Origin of the sequence: Mycoplasmopsis lipophila, from assembly GCF_045276895.1 — a bacterium.
Classification (GTDB): Bacteria; Bacillota_I; Bacilli_A; order Mycoplasmatales; family Metamycoplasmataceae; genus Mycoplasmopsis; species Mycoplasmopsis lipophila.
This window is the reverse complement of record NZ_CP174165.1, coordinates 669,424-689,157: the sequence shown is the minus strand read 5'-3', so window position 1 is coordinate 689,157 and position 19,734 is coordinate 669,424. Positions and strand designations below refer to the sequence as shown.

Sequence of the window (19,734 nt, the reverse complement as noted above, 5' to 3'; positions counted from 1 at the left end):
TATGAAACACAAGAATAAATTTTTTAAAGCATTTTATAAAAAACTTATAGCCGAAGGTTATTTAAAAAAATGTACAAGAATTTTAAAAGTATTTTGAAATTTTGCTGATAACATTAAGAATTCTAATTTTATGCATAAAGACATAGAAGCTAGAAAAAGAGTAGCAAAAAATAATAATCATAAACCAAATGATGATATAGCAATTTCTATTCAAAATTTAAGTATGATTTTTAAAAATGCTTTAGGGCAATATAAAACTGCTATTGACAATATATCTTTTGAAGTTAAAAAGGGACAATTTCATGGTTTTATAGGAGATAATGGTGCAGGTAAAACTACTACAATTCGTTCTATTCTAGGATTTTATCCAAACCATATAGGTAATATATATTTAAATGGTTTTCATGCCGATAGTAAAGATGCTAAAAATTCTATTGGTTATATTCCTGAAATAGGAATTTTCCCTAGAAAATTAACAGTAAGAGAATATTTACTTCATTTTGCTAGAATGTCAAAAATGAAAAGTAGAGAAGCAACAAAAAGAGTTAATGAGTTATTAAAACATTATCATTTCGATTCAAAAGAGATGAATAAATCAGCCGCTTATATGTCTTCAGGGCAAAAAAAAACGGTTTTATTAATGCAAGCTTTATTAAATAATCCTGATATTTTAATTATGGATGAGCCAGCAGCAAATTTAGATCCTTCTGCTAGATTAAAATTTTTTGAATTTATTAAAGAATTAAATGAACAAGGAAAAACTATTTTTATTTCTTCTCATATTCTTTTAGAATTAGAAAAATACATTGATAGTTATACAGTTTTACAATCAGGAAAAATGATTGATACAGGACTCTTAAAAGAAAAAATTAAAATCAATAAATATAACTATTTAGTAAATACTTCTAATAATGAAAAAACAAAAAATATTTTAGATAATTATCATATTAAATATCAAGATAAAAAAGATTATTTATTATGTATGTTAAATGAAGAGGAACAAAAAATCATTTTTGACGAAACTTTAAAACAAAAAATTAAGTTAATTTTATTTAAAGAAAATAGAATGAGTTTAAATGAAATGTATTTTCAAACAGATAAAAATTTATAGAAAAAATTAAGCAATTTTGCTTGATTTTTTTATTTTAAAAATGGGTTAAAAATCAAAATAAAAAATTTCTTTTTTATTCTATAAAATAGTTAAAAAAGTAAAAAAATATAAATGCAAAATTTTTTATTTTTTATTTAGTAAATGGTTATAAAAAATGCTTAATGTAATATAATTAAGACATTATGAATAAAATAGAAATTAAGAAAAAAATAGTAACAATTTTAAAGAAAATAGCAAAAACTTTAAAACTTTCAAAAGAACCTTTTTTAATTGAACCTAAAACACATGCAGATTTTTCTACTAATTTTGCAATTATTAATAAAAGTGAAACAAAACCTTCAATGGAATTAGCAAAAGAAATTGTTGAATTATTATTAAAAGAAAAAGATAAATTATTTATTGAAAATATTGAAATTGCTCAACCTGGTTTTATTAACATTTTTTTAAATAAAAAATATTTTGTTGATGCTGTAAATTACATCTTAAAACAAAAAGACAATTATGGTAAAGGAAACAAAGGTGGAGAATTAAATGTTGAATGAGTTTCTGCTAACCCAACTGGTTATTTACATGTAGGACATGCTAGAAATGCTGCTATTGGTTCAGTAGTTTCTAATATTTGTGAATTCGCTGGTGTTCATGTTACTCGTGAATACTACATCAATGATGCTGGTAATCAAATCAATATGTTAGCAGAAAGTATTTTTGCTAGATATCAACAAATTTTTGATAAAAAATATCCAATGCCAGAAGAAGCTTACAAAGGTTCAGATATTTCTTGGGCAGCGGAAGAATTTAATAAAAGATATGGTGATAAATATAAAGGTGTTAAATTAGAAGGTGAAGTTTTAGATTTCTTTAAAGTGGAAGGAACAAATTTATTTTTAGGTGAAATTAAAAAGGACTTAGAAAAATTTGGAATGAAATTTGATATTTGATTTAGTGAAAAATCTTTATATGCAAATAATCGTGAAGCTATTAATAAAACTATTGCTAAATTAAAAAACACTTATGAAAAAGATGGGGCAACTTGATTAAAAACTACAATTCATGGTGATGATAAAGATCGTGTTTTAATTAAAAGCGATGGGGATTTAACTTACTTTACTCCTGATATTGCTTATCATAATATTAAATTTAGTAGAACTAAAGAAATTCCTGTAGTAATAAATGTTTGGGGTGCTGATCACTCAGGTTACATTAAAAGAATGAAATGTGCTATGGAAGATTTAGGTTGAGATCCTAATAGATTAATTGTTTTATGTATGCAATTAGTTCGTTTAGTAAAAAATGGTGAAGAATATAAAATGTCTAAAAGAAAAGGAACAAGTTTTTATTTAAGAGAATTTGTTGATCTTGTAGGTGTAGATAATGCTCGTTTCATTTTATTAGATAGAACATATAATTCTAGATTAGATTTTGACATAGACATTGCTACTAAAAAAACCAATGATAATCCTGTTGTTTTAATTCAATATGCAAATGCTAGAGCTCATGCTTTATTAAATAAAGTTCAACTTAAGAAGAATTCTTCATTTAAAGCACTTAAATTCGAAAATGAAAATGACTATAAATTAATTTCTGTTTTAATGGAATTTCCTGAAATTATTGAAAGATCTGCTGATTTATATTTAACTAATTTATTAACTCAATATATGATTAAATTAGCTAAAGAATTTAATTCATGATATTCAAACACTCCAAAAACTATTGGAAGTGAAAACGAAACAAGTTTATTAGCCTTAGTTAAAGCAACTACAATTACTTTAGAAATTGGTATGAAATTATTAGGTATTTCAATAGCTGAAAAAATGTAATCAAAAATATCAAGTTGAACACTTGATATTTTTATATTGAATTTTTATCTAATAAAAAATTTTGAATACTCATTGTTATAATTCCATATTCATCTATTTTTGTTTTTATGTTATTTCTTACAATGATGATTTTTTTGAAATAGTCATTAGTTTTAAGTAAAGGTCTTATTTCTTGTTGAATTTTTTCATTAGTTGGTAATTGATAACAAGATTGAATATATATTTTTTTATTTCCTAAATTAGCAATAAAATCTATTTCAATTTGTTTTTTTGAATATGTTTTTGAATTATTTAATTCATTTATTTCTATTGTTCCTATATCTACTAAATACCCTCTTGATATTAACTCATTAAATATTATGTTTTCCATAATATGGTTTTCTTCTATTTGTCTAAAATTCAAACGGGCATTTCTTAAACCTACATCAGTAAAATAATATTTATATGGAGTATTAATATATTTTTTTCTTTAATATCATATCTAATGGCCTTAGTTATCAAGAAAGAATCTTCTAATATATTTAAGTAAGAATTAATAGTATTTTTAGATATATTAATTTTTTTAATTGAATTAAAGGTGTTAATTAATTTATTTGGGTTTGTTAATGAACCAATATTAGAAGCTAAAAAATTTAAAAGTTCATTTAATTCTTCATCATTTTTAATTTTGTATCTTTCTTTAATATCTTTTAAATAAATTTCATTATATAAATTTATTAAATATTTAGTTTTTTCTTCATCAGTCTTTTGATTTATTAAAAAAGCATCCCTCCAAAAGTTAAATATTCATTAAAAGCAGCATCAAAATCTAAATTAATGGAATTAAAATATTCATAAAATAAAATAGGATAGATGTGAATTTGATCACCTCTTCCTCTAAATTCAGTTAATATATCAGAAGATAAAAATTTAGAATTAGAGCCGGTTACATATAAATCAATATTTGAAGTTTTTATTAAACTATTTATAGTACATATATAAAATCTTTTACTTCTTGTATTTCATCTATTATTACATAATACATATTATTATCAATAATTTTTGATTTAATAAATTCATATAATTTGTTGGCGTCTAAAAGTCAACAATTTTGTATTTCATCCAATGAAATAATAATAATGTTTTCTTTATTTATTCCTTTTTCTATTAAATACCTATAGAAAATGTTATTTAAAAAATATGATTTTCCACAACGTCTAATTCCAGTGATTACTTTAATTTGTTTATTATGCATTTTATTTATTAATTCATTTAAATATTTGTCACGTTTAATTTCCATTATTACTCCATTGACTATTTTTGCTATTTGGACTAAATAGTCAATGGAAACAATTTGATTTTATTTAATTTTATATTTATAATAGTAGTATGTTTAAAAAGTCATTTAAAGATTCTTGAAAAGTTGTTAAAAGAGGAAATATGCTAATGTTAGCTATTGGTTTATTATTAGGAGCTTCTTTTAATTCTGTTGTTTCATCATTAGCAAATGATGTAATAATGCAAGCGATAGCAAAAATTTGGAATGTAAAATCTGTTGAAAATATTTCAATTAATGGAATATTGATTGGTAAATTTTTAGGAGCGTTAATTTCATTTTTATTGGTTTCATTAGTTATTTTTCTAAGTTTATTTGTTTTTTTTATCTTTAAAAATGTAGTTATTAAGTATCAAATGAAAAAATATCCAGAAAGATTTATTGAAAAACCAAAAGAACCATCTATTGAAGAAAAAATTTTAGAGGAATTAAAAAATATAAATAGTGTATTATCACAAAACCAAAATCAAGAGCAAGAAATTAAAAATAGTGAAGAATAAAAACTTCACTATTTTTAAAATTTATTAAACTTCTAAAGGATCTCTTTCATCTTTTCTAGAAAAAACATAACGCCCTTGTTTTACTACTAAAACATCATCTTCTATTCTAGCGCCACCAAGTCCTTCAATATAAATTCCTGGTTCAACTGTAATAACCATACCAGGTTCTAAAATATAATCACTAGTAGATCTTACATATGGCAATTCATGCACATCAATCCCTAATCCATGACCAGTCCCATGTAAAAAGAATTTTTCATAACCGGCTTTAGAAATATAATCTCTACAAATTTTATCAATTTCACTTGCTTTAATACCAGGTTTTACAGCATCTCTACCAGCTTTAGCTGCTGCTTTAACAATATTTAAAATTTTTAAAGCTTCAGGGTTATTTACTTTATCTTCACCTCCAAAAATACAAGTTCTAGTGATATCTGCAGTAAATCCTAAATATTGAGCACCATAGTCAATTTTTAGTAATTCACCTTTTTGAACTTTTTTATTTTCAACAGGATGATGATGTGGTTCAGCAGAGGAAGAACCAGCAGCAACTATTTCATCAAAACCTTCTTTTTCTGCACCCTTTTGTTTCATAATGTAATTTAATAATGAAGCAACTTCTTTTTCATTTTGACCTTCTTTAATTTTAGTCATTAATTCTTCATAAGCACTTAATGAGATATCTATTGCTTTTTGTAATTTTGCAACTTCATCTAAACTTTTGTAAATTCTTAGTTCTTGCCCATTAATTCATTGAATGTTTTTTTCTTCTAATTTAAGCATGTTTTTAATACTTAAGTAATCTTCATAAATTAAATAATCTTTTTCAAGAGCCACATTTTTATATTTTTTTTCATTTAAAAAAGATTGTAAGGTACCTTTTGCTAATAAATGAATTTCTACATTTTTAGCATTATTTTGACAATATTCTATATATCTACCATCAACAAAAAGATAAGCTTTATTTGGTTCAATAATAATATATCCATCCGTTGTTTGAATTTCAGAATATCATAATCTAGTTTGAGGTGCTTGAGATATGATAGCATCCATTTTTAATTCTTTAAATTTTTTATTTAACACATTTTTATTCATATTTTCTCCTTATAAAAGTGATTGTATTTTAGCGTTATAAAATGTGGGTAATGTTTCTATGAAAGCTCTTCCTATAATTTTACCCTCTTTATCTTTTATAATAGCAAATTGATATCTATTTGAAAGAACTTGAGAAATAGATTCAAGATAGTATTCTTCACTTTCATTAATTACTATTTTTCATTTTAAAGCATAATTATTTTTTTGATAAACAAAAAAATCTAAAGGATATACAACTGAATTAATTTCTTTATGTTCTTGATTTTCTTTTAAAATTTCAATAGTTTTATTAATTAAATTAGTATATTGTGTAATAAGAAATTGTTTATCTTCTAAAATAAGATTAATTTTTTGGTAATGGTTAATAATTTTAGTTTCACTAAATTGACCAAACCCTTTTTGATAAAAACTTAAACCATTAATTTTAAAATCATATCCTTTGATTCTTAATACACCAGATGTTTTTAAGAAACTAGAATTAGCAAAAAGGTTTTTGCATTCTATATTTTTTTTAGTATTTGTAATTAAACTAAAATAATTTTCATTAAATAATCAAAAAATATCTTTGTAGTATAAATCTATATCAAAACTAAATTCTTCGTTTTTAAAATCAATATTAAAATGATCTGGGAATTTCAAAATTTTCATTTCTTTTCCGAATTTTAAATTTCCATCATCACTATAAATAGTTTTATTACTAAAAGAATAATTGTTAAAAACGAAGTTTGTTCCTGTATTTAAATTAACTAAATTAAGTATCATTTTATAAACGGGAATATTAAAAAAAGTTAAATTTTTAATAATACTGATTTGATATGCTACAGTTTGTTCGCTTTCAAGTTCTAACCATCCATAGAAAGAAAAATCATCATTTAATTTTGGGTGAATATTTCATCCAAAATTATCATCTCTTTCTAAGAATATTTCTTTTTTCATAGTTGCTCCTTATTCTATGTAAAATTATATAGTTATAAAAATATTATTAATATATAATATAAAAAGTTTATATGCTTTATGAAAAGGAGAAATGTTATGGCAAGAGAAGGTTTTACTTTGGTTTGTGCTGATTGCAAAATGGAAAATTACATTAGCAAAAAAAACAAGAAAAAACACCCTGAAAAAGTTGAAATTAGCAAATACTGTGCTAAATGTAACAAACACACTACTCATAAAGAAAAGAAATAATATTCTTCCAAATGATAAGACAACCAATAGGTTGTTTTTTTATTTATAGATATAAAAATATATAATTATAAATAAATAATTAATGTTAATGTTAGGAGCAAAATGAATAAAAATGAAATGATATTATTTGGGATGCCAAATGCAATAAATTTAGCTAATAAAATTTCAAAAAGATTAAAAGTTGAATTAACTCCAATCATAAAAACAGTTTTTGCTGATGGTGAAATGATGCTTGTTAGCGAAGAAACTGTAAGAAATAAAGATTGTTATATTATCGGTAGTACTTCAACCCCTGTTAATGATAATATTATGCAATTATTATTATTTATTGATTCATTAAAAAGAGCAAGTGCTAAATCTATTACTATTTTACTTTCATATTATGGATATGCTAGACAAGATAGAAAAGCAGCAGCAAGACAACCTATTGGTGCTAAATTGGTAGCAGAATTATTACAAACTGCTGGTGCAACTAAAATTGTAACAGTTGATTTACATAATCCGGCTATTCAAGGTTTCTTTGATATTCCAATTGATGACATAAGAGGTCAATATACTTTAGCAAAAGCAATTAAAAAATATGCTGATAATTATACTGTGGTATCACCAGATCATGGTGGAACAGTTAGGGCTAGAAAATTGGCTGAACTTATTTCTGATGATTTAAAAATTTGTATTGTTGATAAAAGAAGAATTGGTACTAATCAAACAGAAGTTATGGGACTTATTGGAGACATTGAAGGTCAAAATGCTGTTATTATTGATGATATCATTGATACAGGTGGAACTATTTTAAAAGCAGCTGATACTTTAAAAAAACATGGGGCAAAAAAAATTATTATTGCTGCTACTCATGGTATTTTTACCAAAGGGTTTGAAGCTTTTGAAAATAATCCTGTAATTGATAAAGTTTTTATAACAGATTCAATAGACAATTCTTCTTGAACTTCGAAATATAAAAAAATTGAAATTGTTAGTTTAGATGAAACCTTATCTAAAGTAATTGAATATTCTACTAAAAGTGAATCTATTTCTCAACTTTATGTTAATTTAAGAGATGAAATTATCAAAACAAAAAATTAAAGATTATTGTTTATCTAAAAATTATGATTTTTCAATTTTAGAAAAATATGTTGAGATTTTATTAGAAAAAAATAAATTTATTAATTTAATTGGTTTTGATGAAGAAACATTATGAACAGAAGGTATTTATTCTTCTATTTTATGTATGGAAGAAATAGATAAGCAACATAATTTTGTTAAAAAAGAATTAACTTTTTTAGATATAGGTGCAGGTTCAGGATTGCCTTCTATTCCTTTTATGCTTTTACATACAAATATGAAATTAGTTATTTTGGAGCCATTAAAAAAACGATTTGATTTTTTAATGGAATTAAAAACTATTTTTAACTTAACAAATTTAGAAATTAAATGTGATAGAGTTGAAAATGTTTTTAATACTAATTACCAATTTGATTTAATTACAGCTAGAGCGGTTTCTGAATTAAAAAATTTAATTATGGCATCATTTCATTTGTTGAAAAAAAATGGTTGATTTGTTTTTCTTAAGGGTAAAAATTTTCAAAACGAAATAGATATAGTTGATAAAAAAATACCTTTTTTAAAAAATAAATTAATTGTTAATGAAATAGAAAATCCATTAAATGAAATAGAAATTCATAAAAATTACCTTGTATCTTTAAAAAAAGAACAAGAAACTCCTAATAATTGACCTTTACTATGAACAAAAATAATTAAATTTTAAATATTTATTTCTATTCTCTATTAGACATACTATATATTTTATATATATAGTATTTTTAATATAATTAAAATTATGAAAAATGAAGATGTAAAGGAATTTAAAAGAATTGTTTTTAGTGATGTGGATGGAACAATATACCCTTTTCCTAATAAAAATTTACACCCTAAAACAAAAGAATATTTGGAAACATTAAGAGAAAAATTTGATACTGAATTTATTATCAATACTGGTAATCCCCCTTTTGAAAAAATAAAAAGATTAGCAAGAACATTAAATTGTAGATATTTAGTTACTTGTGGTGGATCAACTACATATGATATTTTAGAAAATAAATATTTAAATGTTATTTATATGGACAAAGAAGAAGCACAAAAAGTTTTGGATATTGCTAAAAAAATGAATGCTAAAATGTATTGATTTGGAGTAGATAATTTTTATACTTTTAACGCAGATGAAAAAATGAAAAAATTTCTAGTTTCTTTTTTTGAATATGATAATTGAATAGAAACCAATAAAATTCCAAACGATTTAAATAAAATGGAATTTTATGGTGATGCAAATGAAATAAAAAACATTTATGAAGTTTTATCTAAAGAAAATATTAAATTAAAAATAATTAATTTAAATTCTCATATTGAAATAACTCCTTTTAATATTGATAAAAGTTCAGGTATTAAATGATATTGTGATAATTATTTTAATGCTGATATTAATAGAGTTATGGCTATAGGTGATAGTCAAAATGATATAGCAATGTTAAAAGCCGTTGGTCATTCATATGCTATGGCAAATTCAGATTTGGAAACAATGTCTTATGCAAAACATTACACTTCATCAGTAGAACAATTAGGTTTAATTGAAGCAATCAATGATTATATTTATAGAACTAAATTTGATTATGAGTTATTTGAAAAAACTAAAAAATTAAATAGGAAAGGAAAATAATTTATGCTTTTTAATAAAAATTTTACAAAAGCGAAAAATTTGGATGATTTTTGAAAATATGAAAAATCTCATTTTAGACCATTTTTTATTGCTTTTATGTCTATTTTAGCAATTTTATCTTTATTTTTATTAGCACAAATTTTATGATTTGCTTTAGATAAAAATTTATTAGAACTGATTGCTAATAGAATAAAACTTGCTAATGCAAAAACTTCTATCTCTGAAAGTGAAGTTAAAACTCAAGCTATTATTTTAAGAAAAGGTTATTTTGTTATTTTGTCAATTTTCTTTTTCTTAAATAATTTTTTTGCTGTTATTTTTGGAATTAGTTTGAAAAAGAGTTATAAAGCAAAAAGTTTGTTAAATTTAAATAAGACACCATTAATTTTTACTAATGTAGTTTCAATTTTGGCGACTATTATTTTTATCTATTACATAGTTTCATTAAGTAAAGGTAATGCTTTTTCAGAGTGGAAAATTTCTTTATTACCTTTAATGTATTTTATCTTTATGTTTATTTTTGATGTTTTGGTTGTTAGAGAAATAAAAATTTTTATTATGGTAAATGAACAAATTTCAAGAATTCAAATATTAAAAGAAAATTCAAAATTATTTGAAGAATTAACCAATACAAATGGTCAATTAAATTTTTCCGAATTTATTAAAAAAATAACTGAAGAAGAAAACCAAAAAAATGAATCTAATTCTAACAAAGGAGAAGAAAATTTTCAAGAAAATAAAGATAAGAATTTAAATGAAGAATTTAAAAATTCTTCTGAACAGGAAGAAAATGCTGAAATTATTGAATCTAACAATTTAGAAGAAGAAAAAAACAAAGTAGATAAATTAGCTACTAAAAGAATGCAAAATTATGAAAAATTAGTGAAATTACCTAATGAAAAACTTTATTTATTAGCTAAAAAAATGAATATTTTTGGAGCAGAAGAAATGGATAAAGAAGAACTAATAACTCTTATTTTGGGTATTATAGAAAAGGAAAATAAATAATGAAAACTTTATTTAAACTTCAAAGTAAGATTTATATAAAAACAAAGGCATCTTATATAATATATGGTGTTTTTGCTTTTGTTATTCTAGTAATGGGAATAATTTTTAATTATACCGTTACAAAACTAGATACAACAAAGAACTACAATATTTGAATTAGATCTTCATTAGAAGTATTTGTTACTTTATCTAAAAACTTTTTTTATATTTTACCAATTGTGACAGTATCGCATATATCTTCAATAGTGCATTATAAATATCGCAATGAAGGTGTGGGAATAATTTTGCTTTCCAAACCTATTAAAAGAAAAACAATATATTTTACTAATTTTTTGGTTACATTAAGTTGATCAGCAGGTTTTTTAGCTTCATTATGATTATTACACTTATTGACTTTTATTCCAGCATTTATAAAATTAAGAGGAATAGAATTTTCTTATTCTTATTCAATAATGACTACATTAGTGGCTAGTTTAATGATGATTTTATTATTTAGTTCATTATCTTCATTACTTTCATTGTTTATGGAAGATAAAACTTTTAATTTCTTTTTATTAGGTATTCCTTTTTTAGTAATGGTTCCATTTAATGTCATGAGTAGATTCCATTCAGCATATGTAGAATCAACAGCAAAATATTCAGATAAATTTTTAATGAATAAAGATAATAATAAAAATTTAATTCGCGTAAATAAACCAAGTAAATATTCTGCAACTTATTTAACTCCAAATGTAAAAACTGAAGATTTAAATTCTAAATATCAAAAAGATAAAGAAGGAAATTTAAAAATAAAAAAAGATTTTGTTTCTAGATATAAATATTTACAAGATATAACTTCTGATCGCTTTGGAAGAGCATACAAATATCTTTACTTTTTCAATTTAATGGAATATTTTGATACTATTGCTAATGCAATTGATTTAGATATAAATAATTTAAAAAGTTATTCTAATGTAACTGTTGATTTTAAAAAAATAGATTCTTCACAATTGAAATTAGAAGATTACATTACATATAAATTTAAAAATGATAAATATGAATTGAAATTTGCTATGAATTTTAATAAAGAAATATTACAAAATTTAGTGCGTAGTATTAAATTTATGGGTGAAGATTTTCAAACATTTGAAAATTATGAACAAAGCAAAAAGAACATTACTTCTTATTTTAACTTAATAGAAGAGTTAGAAAAGTTATTAAAGAATCCAGATTTTATTAATGAAGTTAATTTAAACAAATCAACTCTTAATGTAGAAAATCCATGAGATTTTATAAATAATATTTCTAAAAATTCGAAATTTCAAAAATTGTTTTCAAGTTTTTTAATAAAAAATAAAATTATTGAATTTGATGATGAACTTATTAAAAAATATCCAAAATTAACTAATTTATCTTTAGCAGAAAATGATTTTAATGAATTTATTAAACAATTTAATGAAGAATATGCTGAAATTGTAAAAACATTGCCTAAAAATCCTTATTTAATGGGAAGAGTAGCACAAATTAAATATAAAATTGCTTCTCTTTTACAATCAATTTCTTTTTATACATATTTTAAATATGTAAATGATAATTTATCATTAAAAAATAAATCTTTAGATTTTTCAAAAATATCAAATCCTGTTATTAAGGAATTATGATCATTAGGCAATCATTTTAATGAACAATTAGATATTTTTGAAAATACATCTGAAACTTTAATTCAAAATATATATTCATTTGATGAAATAGGAAAAGATATTAAAAATGAAGACTCACATTTTAAAACAAAAATTAGTGTAACTATTCCGTGATATTTATCAATTATTACTTTAACTAGTATTTCAGGACTTTTATTATATTTAGGTTATAAAAAACACAATAAAAAATCATTTAATTTATAAGAAGGTAATATGCAAATAGAAAATGCCATTGAAATTAAAAATTTAACAAAAACTTTTAATTCAGGTTCTAAATTAAAAAAAGCTCTTGATAACATATCTTTTAATGTAGAAAAAGGTTCTTTCCATGGATTTATAGGAAATAATGGTTCAGGAAAAACAACTACTTTTAGAACATTATTAGGTTTTTATCCTGATGCCAAAGGTGAAGTTTTAATTAATGGAATTTCATATAAAGATGAAAAATCAAGAAAGGTTATTGGATATGTCCCTGAAGTTGCTATTTTTCCTAAAAATTTAACTATTCGTGAATATGTTTATTATTTTGCTGAATTATCAGGATTAAATAAAGTACAAGCAAATGAAAAAACTGATGAATTACTTAAAAAATTTGGTTTTGATTCAAAAGAATTTAATAAATCAGCTACAAAATTATCTTCAGGACAAAAGAAAAAAATTTTATTAATGCAAGCTTTAGTTAATGATCCAGAAATTTTAGTTTTAGATGAACCAGCTGCTAACTTAGATCCTTCTGCTAGAATTGAACTTTATAAAGAATTAAAGGAATTATCTAAAGAAGGAAAAACTATTTTTATTTCTTCGCATATTCTTTTAGAATTGGAAAAATATATTGATTCTTTTACTATTTTATCTAATGGAAAAGTCACTGATTCTGGAACAATTAAAGAAAAGCTATTAAACAATAAATATAATAAAAAAATTATTTTTTCTGAATTGAATGATTTAGAAAAAATAGAAAATATAGTTAAAAAATATATATCTTCTTATCAATTTCAAGATAATCAATTATTTATTTTTATAGAAAATCAAGAAATATTAAATGAATTTATTTTAGAATTGACAAAAGAAAAAATTTATTTTGATCAAATCATTAATAATAAAATGACTTTGAATGAAATGTATTTTTCTTCAAAAGATTCAGAATAAAATTGTATTTATAACATTTTGAATATTAAAATGCATTTTAGTATCAAACACTTTTTTGTTTTGCTTAAATAAAATATATAGTAATAAAAAATAAATTAAATCTCTCCAAGGCCTTAATAATTTAAATCAAAAGAACATTAATAACAAATTCTTAATAACTAATGATTTGATAGATTTTTCTAATTCAACAATTAAATATATACAATTAGAAGATTTTTAATTTTAGAAGAAATATAGCTTAAAACAATGATATTTATAATAAATTACCTACAGTCTATTGTTTTTATAATATTTATTCTTAAATGTATATAATTGAGTAATGAAAATTGCAATAGTTATAGATTCGGCTGCTGGTCTTTCTAAAGAACAAGTAGAAAAATTAGGTTGATATTTATTACCTTTAAATATTGATATTGAAGGTAAAAACTTTATTGATGGTGTTGAAATAAATTCAACAAATTTTTTTGATTATTATAAAAAGGAATCAAAAGCAAAAACATCTGCCTTTCATTTAGGATATGCAGAAGAATTATTTACAAAATTATCTATGGAATATGATAGTATAGTTGTTTATCCTATTTCAAAATACTTATCAAGTGCTTATTCAATGTTACAAGTAATACAAAGTGATTTTCCAAAATTAAAAGTTATTGAATCAATACAAGTGGCTCAATTAATGCTTTTTGATTTATTGTATTTAGAAAATAAAAATATCCAAAATGAACAAGATTTGGATAATGTGATCAAAAGCATTGAAAATGGAGAAAGAAAACAATCTATCACTTTGATACCAAAATATAATGACTGTTTAGTAAAAGGTGGTAGATTGCATCCTGCCGCTGCCTTAATAGCAAAATTATTAAAAATTGTTCCTTTAATTAAATTTGAAAATGGACAATTATTAAAAGAAAGCAAAGGTTTAGTTTTTGCAAAATCTGTTAAAAAAATGTTAGAAAGTAAATTGGATTTTTATAATAATTTAAGTGATAATAGATGTGTAATATTGCTTCATTCCCAACCGAAAGAATTAGAAGAATTTGTAAAATATACAAAAGAAATTTATCATATAGAACCATTTATTTCTTATATTCCTACAGTTGTTTCTATACATACAGGTGCTGAAGCTTTTGTATGTATAGTGACTGAATTAGACCCTAAAATTCAAGAAAAAATTAAAACAATTTTTTAATGTATTTATCTATAAATAAGGTAAATATGTTTTTTTATGAGATAGATAAATCTAAATTTTATGGTTATAAATTTAAGGATATAAGTAAAGAAGAAATTAAGACAAAAATTGATTTTATTAAAAAAGAACATAAAAAAGCAACACACATTTGTTATGCTTGTTTGATAAAAAAAGATTTAAATATTGAAGGAATTACTTCTAATGATAGAGAACCCAAAGGAACTTCATCAAATAAAATAAGAGAAGTCTTATTATTAAAAGAAAAATATAATACTTTAATTGTTATTGTTAGATATTATGGAGGAATAAAATTAGGAGTAGGTAATTTATCTAGAACTTATAAAAATATGACATTATGGACTTTAGAAGATTAAAAGAAAGGGTTTATGCATATAAATTCAAAATTAAAAATATGAAATGAATTGAAAAGTATTTTAGATGAAAATAAAATGTATTATTCATTATCTAGGTTTTCATATCAATTTATAAATAAAAAAGATTTTTCTTTTGAAAAAAATTTTCAAATTTGTTTATGACATAAAGATTTTTTCGAATTAAAAAAGAAGTTTCCTGCATTGTTTTTAGATAATTCTATCGATAAATATCAAAATACTATTCCTGTTTTTAAATTCAATAATTCAAAAATTATTATTAATTTAATTATAGGCACTGGAATTGAAAATTTGAAAAAAGCAAATTTATTAAATTTAATTGATGAAGATTTTAATATAAAGAATAAAAGAATAAATAAATGAAAATATAATGCTTTTATTAAAAGAAATAATATATTATCAATTGTAGAATTGTTAAATAAATTGGATTATGAATTTTTTGTATCAATTGGAGAAAATTTAGAATCTACATTTTTTTCAAAAAATTTATTGTGAGGAGATATTAAAAAAGTATCATATAAAGATATAGAATTTGATATTTTCAATAATTATTTGAAATAAGGAGAATAAAATGATTACAAATTATACAAAAGAAAAAAATAATGAAATTGTCTTAAAAGCAATTTATTCTGATGATAAAAATAATCAAGAATTAATAAGTAAAAAACATAAAGTAATTACAGAGTTTTTAAATAAAAATGAAGCATATATTTATTTACAAAAATCAAAAATTAATAATTATTTTGATTTTGCTAATATAGTTGAAGAATTGATTAAAAATTTAAACAGATCATATTTAGTTGATTTAGAAAGCTTTGTTTTTGAAAAACTTAAATTAGAAGAAATAATAAGAGCGTTTGTATTAAAAGAAGCTTTTATTAATGCTGATTTATTTAGTAAGAAAAAAAATAAAAAAGAACCAAAAGAAAAGCTTTCTATTTTGTTAAAAAATGATGATTATAAAGATTTGTTTAATAAATTGGTTGTTATTGCTAAAAATATAAACGAAACAAGAAATTTACAAATAATGCCAGAAAATGTGTGTAATTCAGAATTTTTAGCCGAATATATTCAAAAAGAATTTTCTAAAGTTAAAGGATTAAAAGTAACTGTTTTAAATAAAGTAGAAATTGAAAAAGAAAAAATGGGATTGTTAATTTCTGTTAATAAAGGTTCTACTTATGAACCAAGAGTTGTTGTTATTGAATATAATGGGAATCCTTCTTCAAAAGAAAAGTTTGTTTATATTGGTAAAGGAATTACTTTTGATACTGGAGGTGTAAATACCAAGGGTTATGATATGGAAGGTATGAAATTTGATATGTCTGGTTCAGTTATTGTAGCTTATGCAGTTAAAGCTATTGCTGAATTAGGTATTAAGAAAAATGTTGCAGCGATAATGATGATTACTGATAATAGATTAGATGGTGATGCTTCTTTACCAGAAAATGTTTATGAATCAATGAGTGGTATTTCAGTAGAAGTAACTGATACAGATGCAGAAGGTAGATTAGTTTTAGCAGATGGTTTATATTATGGAGCAACAAAATTAAATGCAACTTTATTAGTTGATGTTGCAACTTTAACAGGTTCTATGGTTAGAGCATTAGGACAATATTATTCAGGTGTATATGCTACTAATGATGATGATTGAAAAAAAATAAACTGTGCTTCCAAACATGCGTATGAAAAAATATGAAGAATGCCAATGCATGAAGATTTTCATGAGCCAAATAAAGCTTCATTAGTTGCTGATTTAAATAACTATAACACTTCTGAAAAATCTGATTGTAATACAGCAGCAATGTTTTTAAAAGAATTTACAAATGGTGTAAATTATATTCATTGTGATGTTGCTGGAACAGCAGATATTAAAGGTAACCCTCAAGGTATTTTAGTTTCTACTTTAGTTGAATTAGCTTATAAATAAGAATAAAACAAAAAAAATCATAGTAAAAAATAAATGCTATGATTTTTTTGTTTCTTAAAACTTTTTATAAAAACTTTATTTTTCTAAAGTTTTTTTAAGTTTATTAAATTACTTTTTTAATATTTCTTATTTAATTTTTAAAGCAGTTTGATTTACATAGTATTTTGAAATTTTCATATTTTCTTTTTATATTTTTTTAATTCTTTTTTTACTTTCAAATTGATAATCTAATAAATATATTTCTTTATCTTTACATTTTAAAGAAATTGTGTTTTTTATAAATTTTGTAGTTGCTAAAAAGATTTTTAATCGTTTACCATTTAAAAAAGTATAAGCTCCTGGATTTGATTCATATGCTTTAATAATTTTTATTATATCTTCAGAATTTTGATTTTCTAAATCTAATTTAGCTTCTTCTTTAGTTAGTTTTTTACAAAAAGTAACTTTTGTTTCATCTTGAATAATTTCTTTTATTTCTTTGTTATTAATTTGTTTAATTCATTTAACAATATTATTGGAAATATGATCATCAAATTTTTTAAATAAAGTTGTTGCGGTTTCATTATTATCAATATTTATTAGACTTTGTATTAAAATGTTTCCTGCATCCATTTCTTTTACCATTCTAATAATAGAAACCCCTGTTATTTGATCTCCATTTAACAAAGCATATTGAATAGGAGAAGCGCCTCTATATTTTGGCAATAGAGAACCATGAATATTTATATTATCTTTATTCGCAATTTTTAAAATAGCTTCTGGAATTATTTGACCAAAAGCACAAGTTAAAAGATAATCATAATTTAATTCTTTTAGTTCATTTTCTATATGTTTAATTTTTTCCGGTTGTCAGCATTTTATATTATATTTTTGTGCTAATTGTTTAGTTGGTGTTTCCACAAGTTTGTTTCTATTAGCAATTTTGTCAGGTTGAGAAATAATTCCAACTATTTCAAATTCATTAGAATTTATTATAGTTTCAAATATAGGGACAGAAAATTTAGGGGTTCCAGCAAGTAGTATTTTTATCATATTTCTCCTTTTTATAGTTATTTTTAACAAAAATCTGCTTTATTAAAAGCAGATTTTATAATATTTAATAATCTACTTTATTTTAATCTATTAAATAAAATAAATTTTTCATTTTGTAATAAATTATCAAATTTATTAAAATTTTCAATTTGGTTAATATCAAATTTTTCAATTTTTAATGCTTCTAAAATTTCTTGTGTTTTTTTAGGTAAAACAATTTTTAAATATGTTGAAATTGCATATATACCATTTAACAATCTTGAAATTATTAAATTTAGTTCTTCTAAATTTTTAGTTAATTTTCAAGGTTGTGTTTTATCTATATAACTATTCAATTTAGAAGCTAAATCAATAGCAATTTGTATTCCTTCTTGTAATTCAAAATTATCCATATGTTTAATATATTCTTTTTTAGAGTCTAATATTAATTTATCAATTTCTTTATGGATAGAATTTTCAGAAGTTTTATAGATAATTCCATTAGGAAATGAATTAAATTTCATTTTTAATGTTCTTGAAATTAAATTTCCAAATGTATTTATTAATTCAGCATTAACTTTTTCTTTTAAAGTTAATTCACTAAAGTTTCCATCTTCACTAAATTTAATTTGTGAGCATAAATAATATTTAACCATTTCAGGGTCAAATTTAGATAATAAATCATCTAAATCGACTACATTGTTTAAAGATTTAGACATTTTTCTTCCATCTTTATCTCTTAATAAACCATGTACTAAAATATTAGTAGGTTGGCGTAAATCTAAAGCTTTCAAAAAAATTGGTCAATATATAAAATGAAATCTTGCAATTTCTTTGCCTAAAAGATGAACTATTTCATTTCCATTTTTTCAGTATTTTAAATAATCATTTCCTGGAACTTTTAAGTCATAACCTAGAGCAGAAATATAGTTAAATAAAGCATCCAATCATACATAAATAGTATGTTTATTATCACTTTTAACTTTAATTCCTCATTTAACATTTTTTCTAGTTACAGATAGATCATCTAAACCTTTTAGCATAAAATTTTTCTTCATTTCATTAACACTACTAATGGGTCTTAATCAATTTGGGTTAGTTTCAACCTCTTTTAATCATCAATTTTGAAATTTTTTCATATTGAAAAAATAACTTTCTTCAGAAATTAAAGTTAATTCATGTCCGCTGGTTGGGTGTCTTAATATTCCTTTGTCATCTCTTATTGCTTGAGTTTCAGTTAAGTATTCTTCATCATTTATAGAATATCATCCTTCATATTGTGATTTATAAATGATGTCTTTTTTTAGAAAGAATTCAAATATATTAGCTATTAATTCTTTATGATATAGGTTAGTAGTTCTACTAAAATAATCAAAATTAATATCTCATTTTTTTCATAATTCTTTATATTTTTCAATTAAATTATCGACATAAACTTGAGGCTCTACATTTTGTTCTTTTGCTTTTGCTTCAATTTTTGCTCCATGTTCATCACTACCAGTTAAAAATTTAACATCATAACCCATCATTTTTTTATAAAGAGCAAAAGTTTGAGCTAATGTGGAACAATATAAATGTCCTAAATGCAAATTACCAGATGCATAATAAATTGGTGTAGTTATAAAAAAAGTTTTTTTAGACAT

General features: G+C 22.3%; 22 protein-coding genes. 14 read left to right on the top strand and 8 right to left on the bottom strand.

The annotated features are described in order from the left end of the window. Position 1 precedes the first annotated feature (1 nt). Both ACJA27_RS03120 and argS read left to right on the top strand, forming a co-directional pair. On the top strand, positions 2 to 1,111 hold the full coding sequence (locus ACJA27_RS03120; protein WP_406617840.1) for an ABC transporter ATP-binding protein: 1,110 nt from the start codon (positions 2 to 4) through the stop codon (positions 1,109 to 1,111). Between the two features lie 182 nt (positions 1,112 to 1,293). After that, entirely contained in the window at positions 1,294 to 2,928 is a 1,635-nt protein-coding gene (gene argS, locus ACJA27_RS03115) for an arginine--tRNA ligase (protein ID WP_406617839.1), read from the top strand. Between the two features lie 31 nt (positions 2,929 to 2,959). Here the strand turns inward: argS and ACJA27_RS03110 are convergent, their stop codons facing one another. From ACJA27_RS03110 to ACJA27_RS03095, 4 genes are all read right to left on the bottom strand, one after another. Then, positions 2,960 to 3,385 (bottom strand): DUF4143 domain-containing protein, encoded by a 426-nt coding sequence (locus ACJA27_RS03110; RefSeq protein WP_406618309.1) that lies wholly within the window; start codon positions 3,383 to 3,385, stop codon positions 2,960 to 2,962. Then, positions 3,349 to 3,564 carry a hypothetical protein gene (locus ACJA27_RS03105; RefSeq protein WP_406618308.1) on the bottom strand — a complete coding sequence of 72 codons (216 nt, stop codon included), beginning with the start codon at positions 3,562 to 3,564 and terminating at the stop codon, positions 3,349 to 3,351. Before ACJA27_RS03105 ends, ACJA27_RS03110 begins: the two co-directional genes overlap by 37 nt. A gap of 119 nt (positions 3,565 to 3,683) precedes the next feature. Further along, on the bottom strand, positions 3,684 to 3,863 hold the full coding sequence (locus ACJA27_RS03100) for an AAA family ATPase (RefSeq protein ID WP_406618307.1): 180 nt from the start codon (positions 3,861 to 3,863) through the stop codon (positions 3,684 to 3,686). Between the two features lie 29 nt (positions 3,864 to 3,892). Further along, positions 3,893 to 4,207, bottom strand: a complete 315-nt coding sequence (locus ACJA27_RS03095) for an AAA family ATPase (RefSeq protein ID WP_406617838.1) — start codon at positions 4,205 to 4,207, stop codon at positions 3,893 to 3,895. A gap of 89 nt (positions 4,208 to 4,296) precedes the next feature. Between ACJA27_RS03095 and ACJA27_RS03090 the strand changes: the two genes are divergently transcribed. Continuing rightward, the gene (locus ACJA27_RS03090; RefSeq protein ID WP_406617837.1) at positions 4,297 to 4,743 is read left to right on the top strand and encodes an MscL family protein; all 447 of its coding nucleotides are present in this window, start codon (positions 4,297 to 4,299) and stop codon (positions 4,741 to 4,743) included. Between the two features lie 24 nt (positions 4,744 to 4,767). Here ACJA27_RS03090 and ACJA27_RS03085 read toward each other — a convergent pair whose 3' ends face one another. Together ACJA27_RS03085 and ACJA27_RS03080 are read right to left on the bottom strand one after the other, a co-directional pair. Then, positions 4,768 to 5,838 (bottom strand): M24 family metallopeptidase, encoded by a 1,071-nt coding sequence (locus ACJA27_RS03085; RefSeq protein WP_406617836.1) that lies wholly within the window; start codon positions 5,836 to 5,838, stop codon positions 4,768 to 4,770. Positions 5,839 to 5,847: 9 nt separating this feature from the next. After that, complete coding sequence (locus ACJA27_RS03080) at positions 5,848 to 6,774, bottom strand: hypothetical protein (RefSeq protein WP_406617835.1); 927 nt, start codon at positions 6,772 to 6,774, stop codon at positions 5,848 to 5,850. A 96-nt stretch (positions 6,775 to 6,870) separates the two neighbouring features. On the opposite strand from ACJA27_RS03080, the gene rpmG reads away from it, so the two are divergent. The 11 genes from rpmG (at position 6,871) to ACJA27_RS03025 (ending at position 17,080) form a co-directional block, all read left to right on the top strand. Then, complete coding sequence (gene rpmG / locus ACJA27_RS03075; protein WP_406617834.1) at positions 6,871 to 7,023, top strand: 50S ribosomal protein L33; 153 nt, start codon at positions 6,871 to 6,873, stop codon at positions 7,021 to 7,023. Positions 7,024 to 7,125: 102 nt separating this feature from the next. Next, a complete protein-coding gene (locus tag ACJA27_RS03070) occupies positions 7,126 to 8,106 on the top strand; it encodes a ribose-phosphate pyrophosphokinase (protein ID WP_406617833.1) in 981 nt (326 codons plus the stop codon). Continuing rightward, positions 8,081 to 8,788, top strand: a complete 708-nt coding sequence (gene rsmG, locus ACJA27_RS03065; protein WP_406617832.1) for a 16S rRNA (guanine(527)-N(7))-methyltransferase RsmG — start codon at positions 8,081 to 8,083, stop codon at positions 8,786 to 8,788. Before ACJA27_RS03070 ends, rsmG begins: the two co-directional genes overlap by 26 nt. A gap of 72 nt (positions 8,789 to 8,860) precedes the next feature. Then, on the top strand, positions 8,861 to 9,733 hold the full coding sequence (locus ACJA27_RS03060; protein ID WP_406617831.1) for a Cof-type HAD-IIB family hydrolase: 873 nt from the start codon (positions 8,861 to 8,863) through the stop codon (positions 9,731 to 9,733). A gap of 3 nt (positions 9,734 to 9,736) precedes the next feature. Continuing rightward, a complete protein-coding gene (locus ACJA27_RS03055) occupies positions 9,737 to 10,741 on the top strand; it encodes a hypothetical protein (protein ID WP_406617830.1) in 1,005 nt (334 codons plus the stop codon). Then, positions 10,741 to 12,624: a hypothetical protein gene (locus ACJA27_RS03050; protein WP_406617829.1), complete on the top strand. Its 1,884-nt coding sequence runs from the start codon at positions 10,741 to 10,743 to the stop codon at positions 12,622 to 12,624. Before ACJA27_RS03055 ends, ACJA27_RS03050 begins: the two co-directional genes overlap by 1 nt. Positions 12,625 to 12,633: 9 nt before the next feature. Beyond that, positions 12,634 to 13,569 carry an ABC transporter ATP-binding protein gene (locus tag ACJA27_RS03045; protein WP_406617828.1) on the top strand — a complete coding sequence of 312 codons (936 nt, stop codon included), beginning with the start codon at positions 12,634 to 12,636 and terminating at the stop codon, positions 13,567 to 13,569. 319 nt (positions 13,570 to 13,888) lie between these two features. Beyond that, entirely contained in the window at positions 13,889 to 14,758 is an 870-nt protein-coding gene (locus ACJA27_RS03040; RefSeq protein ID WP_406617827.1) for a DegV family protein, read from the top strand. 26 nt (positions 14,759 to 14,784) lie between these two features. After that, positions 14,785 to 15,132 (top strand): YigZ family protein, encoded by a 348-nt coding sequence (locus tag ACJA27_RS03035; RefSeq protein ID WP_406617826.1) that lies wholly within the window; start codon positions 14,785 to 14,787, stop codon positions 15,130 to 15,132. A gap of 12 nt (positions 15,133 to 15,144) precedes the next feature. Next, positions 15,145 to 15,711, top strand: a complete 567-nt coding sequence (locus tag ACJA27_RS03030) for a hypothetical protein (RefSeq protein WP_406617825.1) — start codon at positions 15,145 to 15,147, stop codon at positions 15,709 to 15,711. A gap of 10 nt (positions 15,712 to 15,721) precedes the next feature. Continuing rightward, positions 15,722 to 17,080, top strand: coding sequence for a M17 family metallopeptidase (locus tag ACJA27_RS03025; protein WP_406617824.1), 1,359 nt, complete (start codon positions 15,722 to 15,724; stop codon positions 17,078 to 17,080). Between the two features lie 186 nt (positions 17,081 to 17,266). On the opposite strand, the gene fmt is transcribed toward ACJA27_RS03025, so the two are convergent. Together fmt and metG are read right to left on the bottom strand one after the other, a co-directional pair. Continuing rightward, positions 17,267 to 18,109: a methionyl-tRNA formyltransferase gene (fmt, locus tag ACJA27_RS03020; protein ID WP_406618306.1), complete on the bottom strand. Its 843-nt coding sequence runs from the start codon at positions 18,107 to 18,109 to the stop codon at positions 17,267 to 17,269. A gap of 80 nt (positions 18,110 to 18,189) precedes the next feature. Then, positions 18,190 to 19,734 carry a methionine--tRNA ligase gene (gene metG / locus ACJA27_RS03015; protein ID WP_406617823.1) on the bottom strand — a complete coding sequence of 515 codons (1,545 nt, stop codon included), beginning with the start codon at positions 19,732 to 19,734 and terminating at the stop codon, positions 18,190 to 18,192.